11 protein-coding genes are annotated in these 17,344 nt (G+C 61.9%); 6 read left to right on the plus strand and 5 right to left on the minus strand.

Going from position 1 to position 17,344, the window contains the following annotated elements; genetic code table 11:
- The first annotated feature begins 118 nt into the window (after positions 1-118).
- Entirely contained in the window at positions 119-1,654 is a 1,536-nt protein-coding gene (locus NLY37_RS05040) for a DHA2 family efflux MFS transporter permease subunit (protein WP_023705730.1), read from the plus strand.
- A 334-nt stretch (positions 1,655-1,988) separates the two neighbouring features.
- Positions 1,989-4,607 (plus strand): EAL domain-containing protein, encoded by a 2,619-nt coding sequence (locus tag NLY37_RS05045; protein ID WP_023742987.1) that lies wholly within the window; start codon positions 1,989-1,991, stop codon positions 4,605-4,607.
- 29 nt (positions 4,608-4,636) lie between these two features.
- On the opposite strand, the gene NLY37_RS05050 is transcribed toward NLY37_RS05045, so the two are convergent.
- From NLY37_RS05050 to NLY37_RS05065, 4 genes are all read right to left on the minus strand, one after another.
- Positions 4,637-5,167, minus strand: a complete 531-nt coding sequence (locus NLY37_RS05050; protein ID WP_023689553.1) for a CAP domain-containing protein — start codon at positions 5,165-5,167, stop codon at positions 4,637-4,639.
- 146 nt (positions 5,168-5,313) lie between these two features.
- Positions 5,314-5,946, minus strand: a complete 633-nt coding sequence (locus tag NLY37_RS05055; protein WP_023742986.1) for a LysE family translocator — start codon at positions 5,944-5,946, stop codon at positions 5,314-5,316.
- A 155-nt stretch (positions 5,947-6,101) separates the two neighbouring features.
- Positions 6,102-8,075, minus strand: coding sequence for a pilus assembly protein (locus tag NLY37_RS05060; protein WP_023742985.1), 1,974 nt, complete (start codon positions 8,073-8,075; stop codon positions 6,102-6,104).
- Between the two features lie 196 nt (positions 8,076-8,271).
- The gene (locus tag NLY37_RS05065) at positions 8,272-10,167 is read right to left on the minus strand and encodes a TadE/TadG family type IV pilus assembly protein (RefSeq protein ID WP_031246514.1); all 1,896 of its coding nucleotides are present in this window, start codon (positions 10,165-10,167) and stop codon (positions 8,272-8,274) included.
- Between the two features lie 335 nt (positions 10,168-10,502).
- Here NLY37_RS05065 and NLY37_RS05070 point away from each other — a divergent pair, with 335 nt between their 5' ends.
- Positions 10,503-11,363 carry a TIGR01459 family HAD-type hydrolase gene (locus NLY37_RS05070; RefSeq protein ID WP_286441684.1) on the plus strand — a complete coding sequence of 287 codons (861 nt, stop codon included), beginning with the start codon at positions 10,503-10,505 and terminating at the stop codon, positions 11,361-11,363.
- A 9-nt stretch (positions 11,364-11,372) separates the two neighbouring features.
- Positions 11,373-12,356, plus strand: a complete 984-nt coding sequence (locus tag NLY37_RS05075) for a bifunctional riboflavin kinase/FAD synthetase (RefSeq protein WP_023742982.1) — start codon at positions 11,373-11,375, stop codon at positions 12,354-12,356.
- A gap of 28 nt (positions 12,357-12,384) precedes the next feature.
- Here the strand turns inward: NLY37_RS05075 and NLY37_RS05080 are convergent, their stop codons facing one another.
- On the minus strand, positions 12,385-12,939 hold the full coding sequence (locus NLY37_RS05080) for an HdeD family acid-resistance protein (RefSeq protein WP_023742981.1): 555 nt from the start codon (positions 12,937-12,939) through the stop codon (positions 12,385-12,387).
- 208 nt (positions 12,940-13,147) lie between these two features.
- On the opposite strand from NLY37_RS05080, the gene NLY37_RS05085 reads away from it, so the two are divergent.
- Positions 13,148-13,954 carry a MipA/OmpV family protein gene (locus NLY37_RS05085; protein WP_031246509.1) on the plus strand — a complete coding sequence of 269 codons (807 nt, stop codon included), beginning with the start codon at positions 13,148-13,150 and terminating at the stop codon, positions 13,952-13,954.
- A 234-nt stretch (positions 13,955-14,188) separates the two neighbouring features.
- Positions 14,189-17,170, plus strand: coding sequence for an isoleucine--tRNA ligase (gene ileS, locus NLY37_RS05090; RefSeq protein WP_023712763.1), 2,982 nt, complete (start codon positions 14,189-14,191; stop codon positions 17,168-17,170).
- Positions 17,171-17,344 lie beyond the last annotated feature (174 nt).

The following is a 17,344-nucleotide window of genomic DNA, read 5'->3' on the forward strand; positions in this document are numbered from 1 at the left end:
GTAACCCCCACATCGATAGGTCGCGTCCCACCGCGATGAGGGTCTCTTCACCAGAGAAGGCCTCGCCGCCCGGAAACCTAATGTACACGTTTTTGTTACCTGTCGGAAGTTCCGCATCATGACCAAACCAGAACCTTTCAAGGAAGTGCCGCATCGCGGCCTGATCACCGTGGCGCTGATGCTGGCGACGGTCATGCAGGCGCTCGACACCACGATCGCCAATGTCGCGCTGCCGACCATGACCGGCGACCTCGGCGCGTCGCCCGACAACATCAACTGGGTGTTGACCTCCTACATCGTTGCCGCCGCGATCATGACGCCGGTGACCGGCTGGCTGGCCGACCGCTTCGGCCGCAAGGAACTGTTCCTGGCGGCGGTTGTCGGCTTCACCGTGTTCTCGATGCTGTGCGGCATTGCCTGGAGCCTGGAGAGCATTGTGTTCTTCCGGCTGATGCAGGGCGTGTTCGGCGCAGCCATCGTGCCGCTGTCGCAGACCTTCCTGCTCGACATCAACCCCAGGGAACGCCACGGCCAGGCGATGGCCATCTGGGGCGCCGGCATCATGCTGGGGCCGATCCTGGGTCCGACGCTGGGCGGTTGGCTGACCGAGAATTTCAACTGGCGCTGGGTGTTCTTCATCAATTTGCCGGTCGGCATCATCGCCTTCCTCGGCATGGCAGCCTATTTGCCGGTCATTGCCCGGCGGATACGCAGCTTCGATTTCTTCGGTTTCGCCATGATTTCGCTCGGCGTCGGCGCACTGCAGCTGCTGCTCGACCGCGGCGGCGAGGTCGACTGGTTTTCCTCGGTCGAAATCTGGATCGAGCTTGCTCTTTCGATCACCGGCTTCTGGGTGTTCATCATCCACACACTGACGGCGGAACGTCCTTTCATCGACCCCAAGATCTTCCTCGACCGCAATTTCGTCACCGGTCTGGCCTTCATCTTCGTCATGGGCGTGCTGATCCTGGCCTCGATGTCGCTGCTGCCGCCGATGCTGTCGACCATCTTCGGCTATCCGACCGTGACCATCGGCGTCGTCCTGGGGCCGCGCGGTGTCGGCACGATGATTTCGATGCTTGTCGTTGGGCGGCTCATGAGCAGGATCGACGCCCGGATCCTCGTCGTCATCGGCTTTCTGCTCACCGCGCAGTCGCTCTACACCATGTCCTCCTTCACGCCGCAGATGGACAATTGGCTGATCCTCAGCTCCGGCGTCATCCAGGGCCTCGGCATGGGCATGGTGTTCGTGCCGCTGTCGACGGTGGCCTTCGCCACGCTCGACGTGCGCTTCCGCACCGACGCCACGGCCCTGTTCAGCCTGGTTCGAAATCTCGGTTCGTCGATCGGCGTGTCGGTGGTGACGGTTCTCATGGTGCGCAACACGCAGGTCAATCACACCGAACTGTCGGCTTTCATCAACCCGTTCAACCCCAATTTGTGGGCGGCCTCGCCGGCGGCAGCAGGCGGCGATCCGACGGCACTTTCGCAGGTGGACCGCATGGTCAACATCCAGGCGATGATGATCTCCTACGTCAACGACTTCAAACTGCTGATGGTGATGACGCTGGTTGCCATTCCGTTTGTCTTCCTGCTGCGCAAGCCGAAGACCGCTCCGGCCGGCGCGGCCGCTCCTGCCGCGCATATGGATTGAGGCGGGCGCCGGTAGCGCTGGCAGCAAGCTGGTTGCCCCTGATGATTTGTTGCTCGGATGATCGTCAAAACCCGCGTGTGCAAAAGAATATCGATAATGAGCCGTTGGAAGTTGATTTGAAATGACATTTGCACCTTTGGTATCTGGTTGCTGACGCCTCCAATTCCGTTACAGTTCATCTTGAATTAGCACATCTGTAACATTGTCAGTCGACTTTCGTCTGGCACGACAGAGGCCCTTTCTTGTTTCAGGTGCCAAACCGGAGGAGGTCTGTTTGGTCACGAAGTCATCCAGAAGATCCGTCGGGGCGCGCGGGCCGGTGGGCGTAGCCGCATTGGCAAGACTGGCTGACGTTTCCTACGATACGCTCGAGGGAGAACTTCGCACGACCATTGCGGGTCTCGAAGGGCAGACCCTGCGCTTCGAGACTGCGATCGAGAATATTTCGCAAGGCATCTGCTTTTTCGATGCCGATGAACGGCTGATCCTGAGCAACCGGCGCTATGCGGAAATCTACCGCATTGCGCCCGAGGAATTGCGGCCTGGCGTGACACTGAGCGAAATAGTCGAACGCCGCGTCGCCGCCGGCACGGCGGCGACGGCCGCCGACACCTATCTCGCAACGGCTCGCTCGATCAATTCGGGCAAGGCTTCGCGGCTCTGGACCGCCAAACTTGTCGATGGTCGCACAATCCAGATCCGTAACCAGCCCATGCCCGATGGCAGTTGGATCGCCACGCATGAGGACATCACTGAACTCCTCGCCAATCGGCAGATCGTCGACGAGCGCATTTCGCTGCAGGCGCTGATCGACTGGGTGCCCGATTATCTCTGGGTCAAGGATACGCAAAGCCGTTTCGTCGTGGTCAACAGCGCCCTTGCGACCGATAGCGGCCGCAACAAGACCAGCGACATGATCGGTTTGACCGATTTTGATCTCCACCCCCCGGAAGTTGCGCGGAAATTTCGCCTGGTCGAGCAGCGCCTGCTCAAGAGCGGACAACCAGTGATCGACGCGGAAGAGTTTGTCGTCGATGCGTCGGGGAACGGCAAATGGCTTTCGTCGACGAAGGTGCCGTTGCGCAATCGCCAAAATGAAATCTTCGGCCTGGTTGGCATTGCCCACGACATCACCGCCCGCAAGCAGGCGGATGTCCTTCGCAGCGGGCAGGCGCAGATCCTCGAAATGATTGCCACGAGCGCGCCGCTGGAGGACGTGCTCGACCGCCTCATGCGCTTCGTCGAGGCTCAGTTGAAGGGGATATTCGGTTCCGTCCTGCTGCTCGACAAGGACGGCATTCATTTGCGTCACGGTGCGGCGCCGGGCCTGGCGAAAGCCTATACGAGCGCCATCGATGGGGCGGCCATCGGTCCCAAGGTGGGATCCTGCGGAACCGCCATCTACCGGCGGGAACCGGTCATTGTCACCGATATTCTGCAGGATCCGCTTTGGGACGATTACCGCGAACTGGCGGCACCCCATGGCTATCGTTCGTGCTGGTCAACCCCGATCCTGTCGCATCGGGGCGTCGTGTTGGGCGCCTTTGCCATGTATTCGATGACCGTGCGCGAACCCACCCATGCCGAGACCCGCCTGATCGAATTCACCACACACATTGCCGGCATCGCGATCGAGCGCAAATTGGCGGAAGACCAGATCCACTTCATGGCCAACCATGATGCGCTGACCGGCCTGCCCAATCGCGCTTTGCTGGAGGATCGGCTTTCCCAGGCGGTCCTCTACGCGCAGCGATACAATCGCTGGATGACGGTGGTGTTCATCGATCTCGACAATTTCAAACTGGTGAACGATACGTTTGGCCACAATGCCGGCGACGAACTCCTCAAGACCGTCGCCAGCCGTTTGGTTGGATGCGTGAAGGCCACCGACACCGTCGTGCGGCTTGGCGGCGACGAATTTGTCATCGTCCTGTTCGACCAAACCACCAATGTCGATGTGGTCTCGGAAACCCTGCAGACGATCAGGGATGCGATCGCGGAACCGGTTCTTGTCGGAGAGCATCGGCTGAGAACGACGGCCAGCATCGGCATCGCAAATTACCCGAAGGACGGGACCAGCCCGGATACGCTGTTGGCCAATGCCGACGCCGCCATGTATCGCGCCAAGGAATTCGGCCGCGACAATTTCCAGTTCTATGCCCCGGAGTTCAACTCAACGGCACATGAAAAATTCCTGCTTCAGGAGGAATTGCGAAACGCGCTCGCCCGGTCGGAATTCGCTCTGCACTATCAGCCACAGGTGGATCTGCGATCGGGGCAGGTTTTCGCCGTCGAAGCGCTGGTGCGCTGGAACCACCCAACGCGAGGCCTGGTTTCGCCGGCGATGTTCATCCCGACCGCCGAGGAGACCGGGCTGATCGTGCCGCTCGGCGACTGGATCCTGCACGAAGCCTGCCGGCAGAACAAAGCCTGGCAGCGCGCCGGTCTGTCGCCCGTAACCGTCTGCGTCAACGTGTCGGCGCGGCAGTTCCGGGAGAAGAACCTGATCGACCGCGTCGTCAACGCATTGAAGGAAAGCGGCCTGGAGGCGAGGTATCTCGAGCTCGAAGTGACGGAAAGCCTGATCATGCAGGATTTCGAGCTGGCGGTCGCAACGATGAACGGACTGCAAAAGCTCGGCGTGCAGATATCGATCGACGATTTCGGAACAGGCTATTCCAGTCTCAGCGCCCTCAAGACGTTTCCGGTGGCGCGGCTGAAGATCGACAAGTCCTTCATCAACGATCTCGCGACCGACGAGAACGATCAGGCGGTCACTGGCGCCGTGATTTCCCTGGGGCAGAAGTTGAACCTTCGGGTGCTGGCCGAAGGTGTCGAAACGGAAGACCAGGTCGCCTTCCTGCGCAAGAACAATTGTGACGAGGTGCAGGGCAATTATTTCAGCGAACCCCTGTCGGCTGGGGATATCGGCGAGCTGCTCGCGAAAGGCTGACGGCTGGCTCGCGCCGTAACCGCTGGCTGCTATTTTCCGAGCACCAGGCTCCAGTAGCGGATGGCGCTGTCGCGTCCGTCGCGTACATAGGCGAGGCCGAAGCGGCTGAAATCCGGATCGAGCATGTTGCGGCGGTGGCCGGCCGAATGCATCCAGATGTCGAACAGTTTCTGCTGGTCGAAGCGGCCCTCCGCGATGTTCTCGGCGGCGGCGCCCCGCACGCCATTGTCCTTCATCCGCGACGCGAAATCCTTTCCCCAGCCAGTCGTGTGGCTCATGCGTTCGCGTGAGGCCATATAGCCGGCCTGCTGCCGAGCGGCCTGCTCGAGCTGGGCGTCCGGCACCAGCGCCGGCAGTCCGGCCGAAGCTCGGATGCCGGCCAGCGTCGCGGTGGCCGAGGACGACACACCGGCGCCTTCGCCGGTCGGCACCGAGACCGTGCTGCAAGCAGCGAGGCCGGCCATGGCTGCAAGGCCGATCAGCAGCAGGCGCCTGTTTGGTTTTGGACTTGCTGCGCCAGAGCGGGTTTGCGCGAGCGGGTGATTGGTGCTGCAGATCATTGTCATGCGAGCCTGACTTAGCGGCGATCATGGCTTTTGCCGGGCAGGGCCGCGAAAATCTCAATCGCTGGCCTCCGTGCAGGTTCGGCCGATCGATTCGAATGGGAAGGTCGGCGGCCGATGTAGTCTCGGCGCGCTGCGTCCGATCAGCGTTGCGCGTCGGTCGCCATTTTAAGCGCCAGCGCGGCGAGCACCGTGCCCATCATCCAGCGCTGGATGACCATCCATAGCGGCCGTCCGGCAAGAAAGGTGGCGATCGAACCGGCCGTTACCGCGATGATGGCATTGACCGTCAGGCTGATCGAGATCTGCGTGGCGCCGAGCACCAGAAGCTGCGACAGCACATGGCCCTTGCCCAGCGAGATGAACTGCGGCAGCAGCGACAGATAAAGCACCGCCACCTTGGGGTTGAGCAGATTGGTCATTAGACCCATGGCGAACAGCTTGCGCGGCCTGTCCTTCGGCAGTTCGCGCACCTGGAATGGTGAGCGCCCGCCGGGCCGCACCGCTTGCCAGGCGAGCCATAGCAGATAGAGCGCGCCGGCAATGCGCAGTGCGTCGTAGGCAAACGGCACGGCAAGCAGCAGCGCGGTGATGCCCAGCGCAGCCGATACGACATAGAACAGAAAGCCGACGGCCACGCCGCCGAGCGAGATCAGCCCGGCCTTCGGGCCTTGCGACAGCGAGCGCGATATCAGGTAGATCATGTTCGGCCCGGGCGTCAGCACCATGCCCAGGCAGACCAGCGCGAAGGCGAGATGGTTGGCGGTTTCGGGCACGGGGCAATCTCCGGGAAGCGGTGACGATACCCACCACGCGTTTTGACTCACCGCAAGAGCATGATGGCCGGAGACTTTGCGCCAGCGTCGAAAAATGACGAAAGCGAAGCCGCCAATTTCCCCCGCAAGGTGGGGAAGATCAGCAGCTTCAACCCTCAGCTCACCACGCGCAGGTTCGAGAGCTCGTTGGCGATTTCCTTGAAATTGTCGGACAGCGTGGCGCCGGTCGCGTTCCAGAACAGTTTTGCAGGCTTGCTCGGGTCGGTCGGATCCTTGCGGAAGCGAGAGTCGGACGAGCACGTCTTCAGTGCCTCCATCGCGCTCTTGTCGCCGGCGTCGGTCGTCGACATGTCGAGCGCCACCGTCATCACCATGATGTTGGCCGCCTTGGCGTTGTTGCACAGCGTCGCCATCTGCTCGTTGAGCGCGGCGGTGTAGTTGCTCGACGAATAGTTGAGCTGGCCGATAGCGCTCGACGTGCCGCCAAACAGGCGGGTGACCGCAGTGCCGTTGTAGCCGACGCCGGTATAGCCATAGCCGGCATAGGTCGACTTGTTGCCGGCCGGGTCGCTGTTCACCGTCGAATAGGTGTTCTCGCCGTCGGTGAGCACGATGACCACCTTGTCGTTGCCGCGCTCGGTCTCCGGGCGGCCCTCGGTGAAGGGCTCGGTGCTGGAGACGGTGCGCCAGCCCCAGGCCATGCCTTCCGGCACATTGGTGTTGCCGTTGGGGGCCATCAGGTCGATTGCGGCCTTGATCTTGGTCAGCCCGGCGGCGTTGGCGACGTCGGTCAGCGGTGTGATCGGCGTGGTGGTGCAGCTGTAATTCGGACCGGCACCCGTCCCCAGCACCGGCGCGTTCATCGGCCGTGGCTGGAAATATTTGGCCATGTTGGATTGCCTGGTCTTGCCGGTGGTGCTCGCCGGATCGTCGTTCCACCAGCTGTTGGCCGCGCCATAGGTCTTAGGGGCCACCTCGTCGGGGTCCTGCGTTATGTACCAATGATTGCCCGGCTCGTCCGGCGCGAACATCGGCACGAACATGGTCGCGGGATCGCCGACGCCGATGCCGGTGTTGTTCGGTCCGCCGGAGGCCGGCGCGTCGGTGACATTATAGGGGTAGGGACGGACCTCGACGCAGCCCTGCCAGCTGGCGAACGGTCCGTATGTGTCGTTGTAGTCGTATTCGTTGTGGCTGTCCGAGCATGTATGATTGGCACGATATTTGTCGCAGACCACGCGTTTGCTGCCGACGATGCGCTCGTGGCTGGTGACCACCTTCATGTCGCGGTAGAGCGAGAAGCGGGTCAGCATCTGCCCCTCCTGCTCACCCCAGCCAGTGCCTTTCTTGTACCAGATGCCGCCGATCTTCTGGGCATATTTGTCGGCTGCGTTAAGCGTCGACCAGGCGAAATTCTCGTTGTGGATGGGCGACAGCCCGTAGGCGTCGATCCATGACGCGTTGTCGTTGCTGGCGCCGACATTGACCGAGGCGGCGAACGGCACCAGGCTGAACTGGACCGGCTTGTCGATCTGCTTGATCATCGCGGCCTGCAACGCAAGCGTGTCGACGAGCTGCTTGGCGGCTTGCTTGAGAAGGTCGATGCGCTTTTGTCCGGCACCCGTGCCCGTGTTCGACATCGACCCCGAATTGTCGAGCACCATGGCCACTTCCAGCGTGTTCTTCAGCCGGACTTGCGAACACACGGAGTACGTGACGTTTTCCGACGTCCTGCCGATCAGCATCGCCGCTGCCGGCAGAAAATAGGGCTTGTAGACCAGGCTGGCGCACAGCTTGACGATGCCGCCGCCGGTGGTGCTGCTGGGCAGCGTAACGCTGAGCGTCGTGTCGGCGGGATCGACGTCGTTGAGGTTTGCCTTGAAGAAGTCGAGCGCATAGGCCCGCAACTGGTCGTCGGTGGCGCCTTCCACCAGCCGGCGCGCGGTGGCGAAGTTGGCGGCGTCGAGTGCGTTGACCACCCTCTGCTTCTCGCTGACCACGCCGGTGTAGTCGACGGCCATGGCCACGCCGCCCATCAGTGGCACCATCGCCACAACGGTCATCAGAGCGTAATTGCCGCGGCGGTCGCGCCAGAAGTCACGCCGGAATGTGCGCCAGAGTTCACGCATGTGATGTAAGCGGCCCCGCCTGCGGATTCTTCAATGCCGCCACAGTTTCACAAAACGTTGAAGGATGGGTTTGGGAAACTGCTCGATTGCGCGGATAGCGCTTCACCAGGCGCTAACCAAATGCACGGACACGTGAGCAACGCCGCAACAAAACGCCCCGCCGAGGCGGAGCGCCGTGTTCAAAAGATCGCGCCGATCAGCTGACGATGCGCAGGTTCGACAGTTCGTCGGCGATTTCCTTGAAACTTTGCGACAAGGTGGCGCCGGTCGCGTTCCAGTACAGCTTCGCCGGTTTGCTCGGGTCGGTCGGATCCTTGCGGAAGCGCGAATCCGAGGAGCATTTCTTGAGCGCGTCTATGGCAGTCTTTTCCGCCGGCTTGGTGGTAACCAGGTCAAGCGAGACCGTCATCAAGAGAATGTTCGAATTCTTCGCATTGGTGCAAAGCGTTTGCATCTGCTGGTCAAGCGCGGTTGTGTAGTTGGCCGCCGTATAAGTTGTCTTGGGGACGGTCGTGTTGACGAAAAGGCGGGTCGCGGTTTCCCCCGTTTTCGGGCCGGTATAACCATAGGCGGCGTAGGTCGATCCGTCCTTAGCATAGCTGCTGGTCATGTCGTTTGTGGGGCCGATGCTGTAGGTGTTGGCGCCGTCGGTCAGCACGATGACGACTTTGTCGTTGCCCCTTTCGGTGTTCGGCCGGCCTTCTGTGAATGGCTCGTTGCTCGACACCGTCCGCCAGCCCCAGGCCAGCCCTTCCGGCACGTTGGTGTTGCCGGTCGGCGCCATGGCATTGATGGCGTCCGTCAGGATTTTCTTGCCGGCCGTGGTGGTTATGTCCTGCAACGGCGTGATCGCGGCGGTCGTGCATGCCGCATTGGGTCCATCATCAGAGCCTGCGGCCGCTGCGTCCCAGGGCTTTGTCAGAAAATACTTTCGCATATCCGCTTGGCGTTTGGGGACGGTCAGCGTGTCGGAATAATCGATCCACCAATTGTTGGCGTAACCCCATGTCGATGTGCTGGTGCGAGTTGTGTCGAGCCAGAAATTGCCGGCTTCGTCCGGGGCGAACATCGGCACGAACATGGTGGCGGGCGTGCTCGTGGTCGGCGATGTGTCGTCGTCATTATAGGGATACGGCCTCGCCTCCACGCAGCCCTTCCAGGCTTCGTATTGGGCGGTCACAGAGGTCTTGCAACTGCCGTTCGAGTTCTTTTTCGTACAGCTCGTGGCCTTCATGTCGTTTGCAAAGAGACTGAACCGCGTCGCCGTGGTATTTTGGCCGTATTGCCCGGTGCCCCAGCCACTGCCGCGCTTCCAGTAAGCACTGCCAACCTTTTCAATGTATTTATTCGAGTCATAACCAGATGACGCGTTCTTGTACATGAACTGCCAATCAAAGTTCTCGTGATGGATTGGCGAAATGCCGGTCGTATCCATCCAGGTTGCGTCCTTGTTGGCTGGGCCAACATTGACCGACGCAGAAAACGGGACCAGCGAGAACTGCACCGGCCTGGTGACCTGCCTCATTTGTGCGGCCTGGAGCGCCATCGTATTGACAAGCTCGGTAGCGGCCTTCTTGAGCAAATCTATTCGCGGCTGGCCGGTGCCGGAGCCGTTGATGCTCATGGAGCCGGAATTGTCGAGCACGAGAGACACTTCCAGCGTGTTCTTGAGGCGGATCTCGGAGCACGCGGAGGTTTTGGCATCGGTGGACGTTCTTCCGATCAGCATGGCCGCCACCGGCAGGAAATAGGGGTGGAACGTCAAACTGGCGCACAGCTTCAGCGTGCCGCCACCTGCGTTGTTGTTGGGCAGCGTCACCGTCAGGGCCGTATTGGCCGAGCTGACCTTTCCGAGATTGGCTTCGAAGAAATCCTTCGCATAGGCCTTGACTGCCGTGTCGGTCGCCCCGGTGACGATCTGCTGTGCCGTGGCAATCCCGGCGGCATCCAGCGCGTTCAGCATGTTCTGCTTTTGGCGCAAGAGGTCGGTGTAGTCGATGGCAAGCGCCAGCGCGCCCATCAAGGGCACCATGGTGATCACTGTCATCAAGGCATAGTTGCCGCGTCTGTCGTTCAGAAATCTGCGGATCATGCCTTCAGCACCCCTGCCAGGACCCAATATCGGTCCGAAGATGCCCACAAAATCGTTAAATTTCAGGTTGCTGAAATACATTCAACATCGGCCCATCTTTTCAAGGCTCGTTAACCACTCGGCCCTGGTGATCAGCGGTGCGACATTGTTTCGATCGACCGAAGCTGGGGAAGGGTGGTTCCTGCCTGTTGCAACCTTCGATCAGCCCGTTGCGCAACAGCCTCGCAAGTGCCGAAAAGCTGGTGACAGGATGAAACGCTTCGGTTAATGCGGGGCCGGTTGCGGCGGACCGTCGGCTGCAGCTCTCGCAATGATCGTCACAGCAGGTAAACGGCATGGCGGATTCGCCTGATATCATCGGCTCGCTCGCGGATTTGTCGGGCGCCTACTCGGCCATCCTGTGCGATGTCTGGGGCGTGATCCACAATGGCGAATGGCATTTTCCGGCGGCTGCCGAAGCGCTTGCCGCCGCGCGTGCGGCGAAGGTCCCGGTCGTCTTGATCACCAATTCCCCGCGCCGCAATGCCGATGTGGTGGCGCAGATGAATGCGATCGGCGTTCCCGCCGCCGCCTACGATCGCGTCGTCACCTCAGGCGATGTGACCCGCGACCTTATCGCCGAAGGCCCGCGAACAATCCTCCATATCGGCGCGGACCGCGACTTCACCCTCTATGACGGTCTCGACGTCGAGCTCGTCGAGGAGTTCGAGGCTTCCGGCGTGGTCTGCACCGGGCTGTTCGACGACGAGGTGGAAACGCCGGAGGATTACGCCGATCTGCTGCGCCGGCTGCGCGCCAGGGACCTGCCTTTCATCTGCGCCAATCCCGACATCGTGGTCGAACGCGGCGAGCGCATGATCTGGTGCGCCGGCGCCTTGGCGCGCGACTATGCCCAGCTTGGCGGCCGCACGCTGATCGCCGGAAAACCCTATGCGCCGGTCTATGACGTAGCGCTGCGGGAGGTTGCCGTGCTTCTCGGCCGCGACGTCGCGCGCTCCGAGGTGCTGGCCATCGGCGACGGCATGATGACGGACGTCAAGGGCGCCGCCGACAACGGCATCGATGTGCTTTACGTCTCGGGCGGCATTCACGCGCGCGACTATGGCGATCCCATGCAGCCGGACCCCGCCAGGCTTGCAGCCTTTCTGCAAAAGCACGGCTACCGGCCGGTCGCCGTCATTCCGAGACTGCGGTAGGATTGCTGCATGAGCGCAGCTTTCGAACACATTTCAGCAACCGCGCCGCTGCCGGCGCATTTGCGCGGCGGCGTGGTGGCGATCGGCAATTTCGACGGCGTCCATCGCGGCCACCAGGCGGTGCTCGATCGCGCGCTTGACGAAGCCGGGCGGCGCGGCGTGCCGGCGCTGGTGCTGACGTTCGAGCCGCATCCGCGCAAGGTGTTCAGGCCCGATATGCCGCTGTTCGTATTGACGCCGCCGCCGATGAAGGCGCGGCTGCTGTCGCATCTGGGCTTTGCCGCACTCGTCGAACAGCCGTTCACGCGCGCCTTTGCCGGCCTGTCGGCCGAGGCTTTCGTGACCGATGTGCTGGAGACGAACCTCGGCATCACCCATGCCGTCACCGGCTTCGATTTTCACTTCGGCAAGGACCGGCAGGGCGGTCCTGCGTTTCTGATGGCGGCAGGCGAACGCCATGGTTTCGGCGTCACCCTGGTCGACGCCTTTCGCGACGAGGGCGCCGAGGTGGTGTCGTCGAGCCGTATCCGCGAGCTGCTCTGCGAGGGAGAGGTTACCGAGGCCGCAGGCCTGCTCGGCTACCGCTTCACCGTCGAAAGCGAAGTGATCGGCGGCCAGCAGCTAGGCCGCACGCTCGGCTTCCCGACAGCCAACATGAGGCTTTCGCTGGAAACGACTCTGAAGGAAGGGATTTATGCCGTCCGCTTTCGCCGCGGCGACGGCACGCTCTATGATGGTGTCGCCAGCTTCGGGCGTCGCCCGACTGTCGACGACAATGGCGCGCCGCTGCTCGAAACCTTCGTCTTCGACTTTGCCGGCGATCTCTATGGTGAGATCTGCGACGTATCGTTCTTCGGCTTTTTGCGCCCCGAGGTGAAGTTCGATGGGCTCGATGGGCTGGTGGCACAAATGAAGCGCGACGAGGCGGAGGCGCGCGCGCTGCTGGCCGGCGTCAGGCCGCTTTCGGATCTGGACGGCGCCATCGCTTTTTGAGCCTTCCGGCCGCTACCTCTTCAAGCCCCTACTTCTTCAACGCCAGTCCGAGAGCGATGAAGCTCCAGCCCTGGAAGATCAGGTCGATGGCCAGGAACAGGCCGAGCACCCACAGGCTGTTGACCGGCCAGCCCATGGCGATGGTCAGCCCCGCCAGCACGCTGATCAGGCCCGCCGCGACGACCCAGCCCCAGCCCTTTTCCGGTCGGTGGCTATAGCCGACCCAGGCCCTGAGCGCGCCTGAAGCGACCAGCGCAACCGCCAGCAGGAAAGTCAGCACCGTCGATGCCAGCAGCGGATTATCGAAGGCAAAGAAGCCGGCAACCGCATAGAGCAGGCCGCTGAGCAGCCAATAGAAGAAGCGGCTCCAGGTCTTCACGCCGAAGGCGTGCACGATCTCGATGATGCCGGCCATCAGCATCAGCCAGCCCACGACATAGACCGAGGCGACGGTGGCGATGAACAGATTGCCGAAGGCAATGCCGCCGAAGATGAGCAGCAGCACGCCGAGCGCGACGAACCATCCCCATTTGTCTCGTGTCCGGCCGATCGCGTCTTTCAGGGTGTCACCGTGCAGGGTCATAGCCGCATCTCCTCAAAGTCACTTGCATCAAAGATCGCCTGGCTTGTCGTCGTCGCTGAGGTTAATCCCGGCGTCGGCACCCGTCCAGCGATGCCGGGCAGCTCCGAATGGGCAAGCCGCGATCTCTGTCTCGGATTTAAATCAAATTTTACCAAACGGCCGTCAAAGCTGGGGCAGGGCGCGGCTGTGTTGTGTTAGTGGAGTGACCATGAGTCCGGTCAGGAAAATGTCTGCGGTGGTGGCGGCGATCATGCTGGGTGCGCCCACTGTGGCAAATGCGGGCGAGGGTACTTCCGGCTGGCTCTCGGGCGACTGGTATCTGACGCTTGGCGCCACCGGCATGGTCGCGCCGAAATTCGAGGGCTCCAACAGCTATCTGCTCAGCGCATCGCCGATCATCTCGCTGGGCAAGGCCGGCCCGGCCGCGCGCTTTACCTCGCGCAACGACAACATCTCGCTGGCGCTGGTCGACGATGGCGGCGTCCGCGCCGGCCTGACCGGAAAATTCCTGTTTTCCCGCGACAGCAAGGATGAGCTCAAGGGCCTCGACCCGGTGCGCTGGGGCGGTGAGGTCGGCGGCTTCTTCGAAATCTATCCGACGGACTGGCTGCGCGCCCGCGCCGAACTGCGCCATGGCATTCGTGCCCATGATGGCTTTGTCGCCGACATCGCCGCCGATGCTTTCTACGACGTGACGCCGACTGTCAGAATTTCGGGCGGACCACGCGTGTCCTTTGCCTCGTCGGGCTATTTCGACTCTTATTATGGTGTCAACGCCAAGGAGGCTGCGGCCTCGGGCCTGAGCGAATACCATCCTGGCGGCGGCCTGAAATCGACCGGCCTTGGTGGCGCCATCACCTGGAAGGTGACCGATCCGATGACCGCCAGCCTGTTCGGCGAATATGCGCGCCTGATCGGCCCGGCCGCCGATTCCAGCCTGGTCAAGGAGCGCGGCGACCGTAACCAGTTCACGGTCGGCGTCTCGACCACCTATCGCTTCGACTTCGCGATGTAAGTGAATCGAACAAGAGACGCTTTATTCCTGCGGCTTTCTCGGCTAAAAGCCCGGCAATGACGAGCTTTTCGCGCCTTCGCGCGCTGACGATACGAATTACAGGCCCGGTGTTCCGGGCGGCCTGAGCGCCGCCGGAGCCGCCGGGAGTTTTGCGCGCGCCCTCGCGCTTTTTCCAAATCATGATAGTTCACGCCCGAGCTTTTACGCCCGCCGGGCAATGCACATGGCAGACCAATGACCGACACTGTTGAAACGATCGACTATTCCAAGACGCTTTACCTGCCGCAGACGGATTTCCCGATGCGCGCCGGCTTGCCTGAAAAAGAGCCGCTGCTGGTCAAGCGCTGGCAGGATATGGACCTTTACGCCAAGCTGCGCGAGGCGGCCGCCGGCCGCGAAAAATACGTGCTGCATGACGGCCCGCCCTACGCCAACGGCAACATCCATATCGGCCACGCGCTGAACAAGATCCTTAAGGACGTCATCACCCGCTCGTTCCAGATGCGCGGCTATGACTCCAATTACGTGCCCGGCTGGGACTGCCACGGCCTGCCGATCGAATGGAAGATCGAGGAACAGTACCGCGCCAAGGGCAAGAACAAGGACGAGGTGCCGGTCAACGAGTTTCGCAAGGAATGCCGCGACTTCGCCGCGAACTGGATCACGGTGCAGGGTGGCGAGTTCCAGCGGCTCGGCGTCGTCGGCGACTTCAAGAACCCCTATACGACGATGGCTTTCCACTCGGAGTCGCGCATCGCCGGGGAGTTGTTGAAGTTCGCCATGTCGGGCCAGCTCTATCGCGGCTCCAAGCCGGTAATGTGGAGCGTCGTCGAGCGCACCGCACTGGCCGAGGCCGAGATCGAATACCATGATTATGAGAGCGACACGATCTGGGTGAAGTTTCCAGTTGTGTCAGGATTTTGGAGCGTTGAGCACTTTGTATCAGACGCTGCACCGTCCATGCGCGTTCCGGAAAGCGTTGCACTTTTGGACAACGCCCACGTCGTCATCTGGACGACAACCCCGTGGACGATCCCCGGCAACCGTGCCGTCAATTATTCGTCACGGATCGGCTACGGCCTTTATGAAGTTACCGCAGCCGAAAATTCGTTCGGTCCACAGCCCGGTGAAAAGCTGATCTTTGCAGATGCGCTTGCCGAAGACTCCTCGGCCAAGGCCAAGGTCACCTTGAATCGGCTTCGCAGCGTTTCGGTCGAAGAGCTTGGAAGCCTTACACTTTCACATCCCTTCAAAGGTCTCGGCGGCGGCTACGAATTCGCCGTGCCGATGCTGGCCGGCGAGCATGTCACCGACGACGCCGGCACCGGCTTCGTCCACACCGCGCCCGGCCATGGCCGCGAGGACTTTGATGCCTGGATGGATGCGGCATCGGATTTGCGCGCACGTGGCATCGACCCTGCCATCCCCTTCACTGTAGATGATGCCGGCTTCTTCACCAGGGACGCGCCGGGTTTTGGCCCGGATCGCGAAGGCGGGGCGGCGCGCGTCATCGACGACAACGGCAAGAAGGGCAATGCCAACCAGGCGGTCATCGACGAACTGATCAAGCGCAACGCGCTGTTCGCGCGCGGCCGGCTGAAGCACAGCTATCCGCACTCGTGGCGGTCGAAGAAGCCGATCATCTTCCGCAACACGCCGCAATGGTTCGTCTATATGGACAAGGACCTCGGCGACGGCACGACGCTGCGCAGCCGTGCGCTGAAGGCGATCGACGACACACGCTTCGTGCCGGCGGCCGGCCAGAACCGCATCCGCGCCATGATCGAGGAGCGCCCGGATTGGGTCTTGTCGCGCCAGCGCGCCTGGGGCGTGCCGATCGCCGTCTTTGCCGACGAGGACGGCAATGTGCTGAAGGACGAATCCGTCAACCAGCGCATCATGGACGCATTCGAGAAGGAAGGCGCCGACGCCTGGTTCGCTGCCGGCGCCAAGGAGCGTTTCCTCGGCAATCACGATGCCTCTAAATGGAAGCAGGTGATGGACATCCTCGACGTCTGGTTCGATTCGGGCTCGACGCATGTCTTCACGCTGGAAGACCGTCCGGACCTGAAATGGCCGGCCGACGTCTATCTCGAAGGCTCCGACCAGCATCGCGGCTGGTTCCACTCCTCGCTGCTCGAAAGCTGCGGCACCAGGGGCAGGGCACCTTACGACACCGTCGTCACCCATGGCTTCACCATGGATGAGGAGGGGCGCAAGATGTCGAAATCGCTCGGCAACACCGTCGTGCCGCAGGACGTCATCAAGCAGTCCGGCGCCGACATTCTGCGGCTATGGGTGGTGACGACCGACTATTGGGAAGACCAGCGTCTCGGCAAGAACGTGCTGCAGACCAACATCGATGCCTATCGCAAGCTCAGGAACACCATCCGCTGGATGCTGGGCACGCTCGCCCATGACGATGGCGAGGAAGTGCCGCTCGAAAAGATGCCGGAGCTGGAGCGGCTGATGCTGCATCGGCTGGCCGAGCTCGATGAGGTCGTGCGCTCGGGCTACGACGCGTTCGAGTTCAAACGCATCACCCGCACTTTGCTGGACTTTATGGTGGTCGAGCTGTCGGCCTTCTATTTCGACATCAGGAAGGACGCGCTCTATTGCGAGGGGCCCGCCAGCGTGAAGCGCAAGGGCTCGGTGCAAGTGGTGCGCCACCTCTTCGACTGCCTGGTGAAATGGCTGGCCCCGATGCTGCCCTTCACTACGGAAGAAGCCTGGCTCGACCGTCATCCGGATGCTGTCTCGCTGCATCTCGACCAGTTCCCCGAGATTCCGGCCGACTGGAAGAACGAGGCGCTGGCGGAAAAATGGCGCAAGGTGCGGCAGGTTCGCCGTGTCGTCACCGGCGCGCTCGAGATCGCACGCGCTCAGAAGGTCATCGGTGCCTCGCTGGAAGCCGTGCCGGTCGTGACCCTCGACGATGCCGCGCTTGAAGCCGCGATCGCCGATGTCGACATGGCCGAAATGGCGATCACCAGCGATCTCGTCATCGCCCATGGCAAGGCGCCGGAAGGCGCCTTTGCGCTCGACGACGTCAAGGGTGTCGCGGTGGTGGTCGAAAAAGCCGAGGACCGCGGCTTGGTCAAATGCGCGCGTTCGTGGCGCTATACCGCCGATGTCGGGCAGGACGTGGAATTCCCCGACGTGTCTGCCCGCGATGCCGCCGTCCTGCATGAACTCAAGGCTCTGGGACGTTTGTGACTGCTCATAAGCCGGTGCACAAATGCCACGCCGCGTGGGCGAAAACCGCCCGCGCGTTGCCCTTAACGAGTGGTTGAGATAAACACGCGAAACTCCGGAAGACAAATTGTCGCCGGAATTCCGTCGCAAGAGCGTGGACGATGGGGACCGGGCCTTTGGCCGGTGACGATCGAG

The organism is Mesorhizobium sp. C395A (genome assembly GCF_030323205.1).
GTDB lineage: Bacteria > Pseudomonadota > Alphaproteobacteria > Rhizobiales > Rhizobiaceae > Mesorhizobium.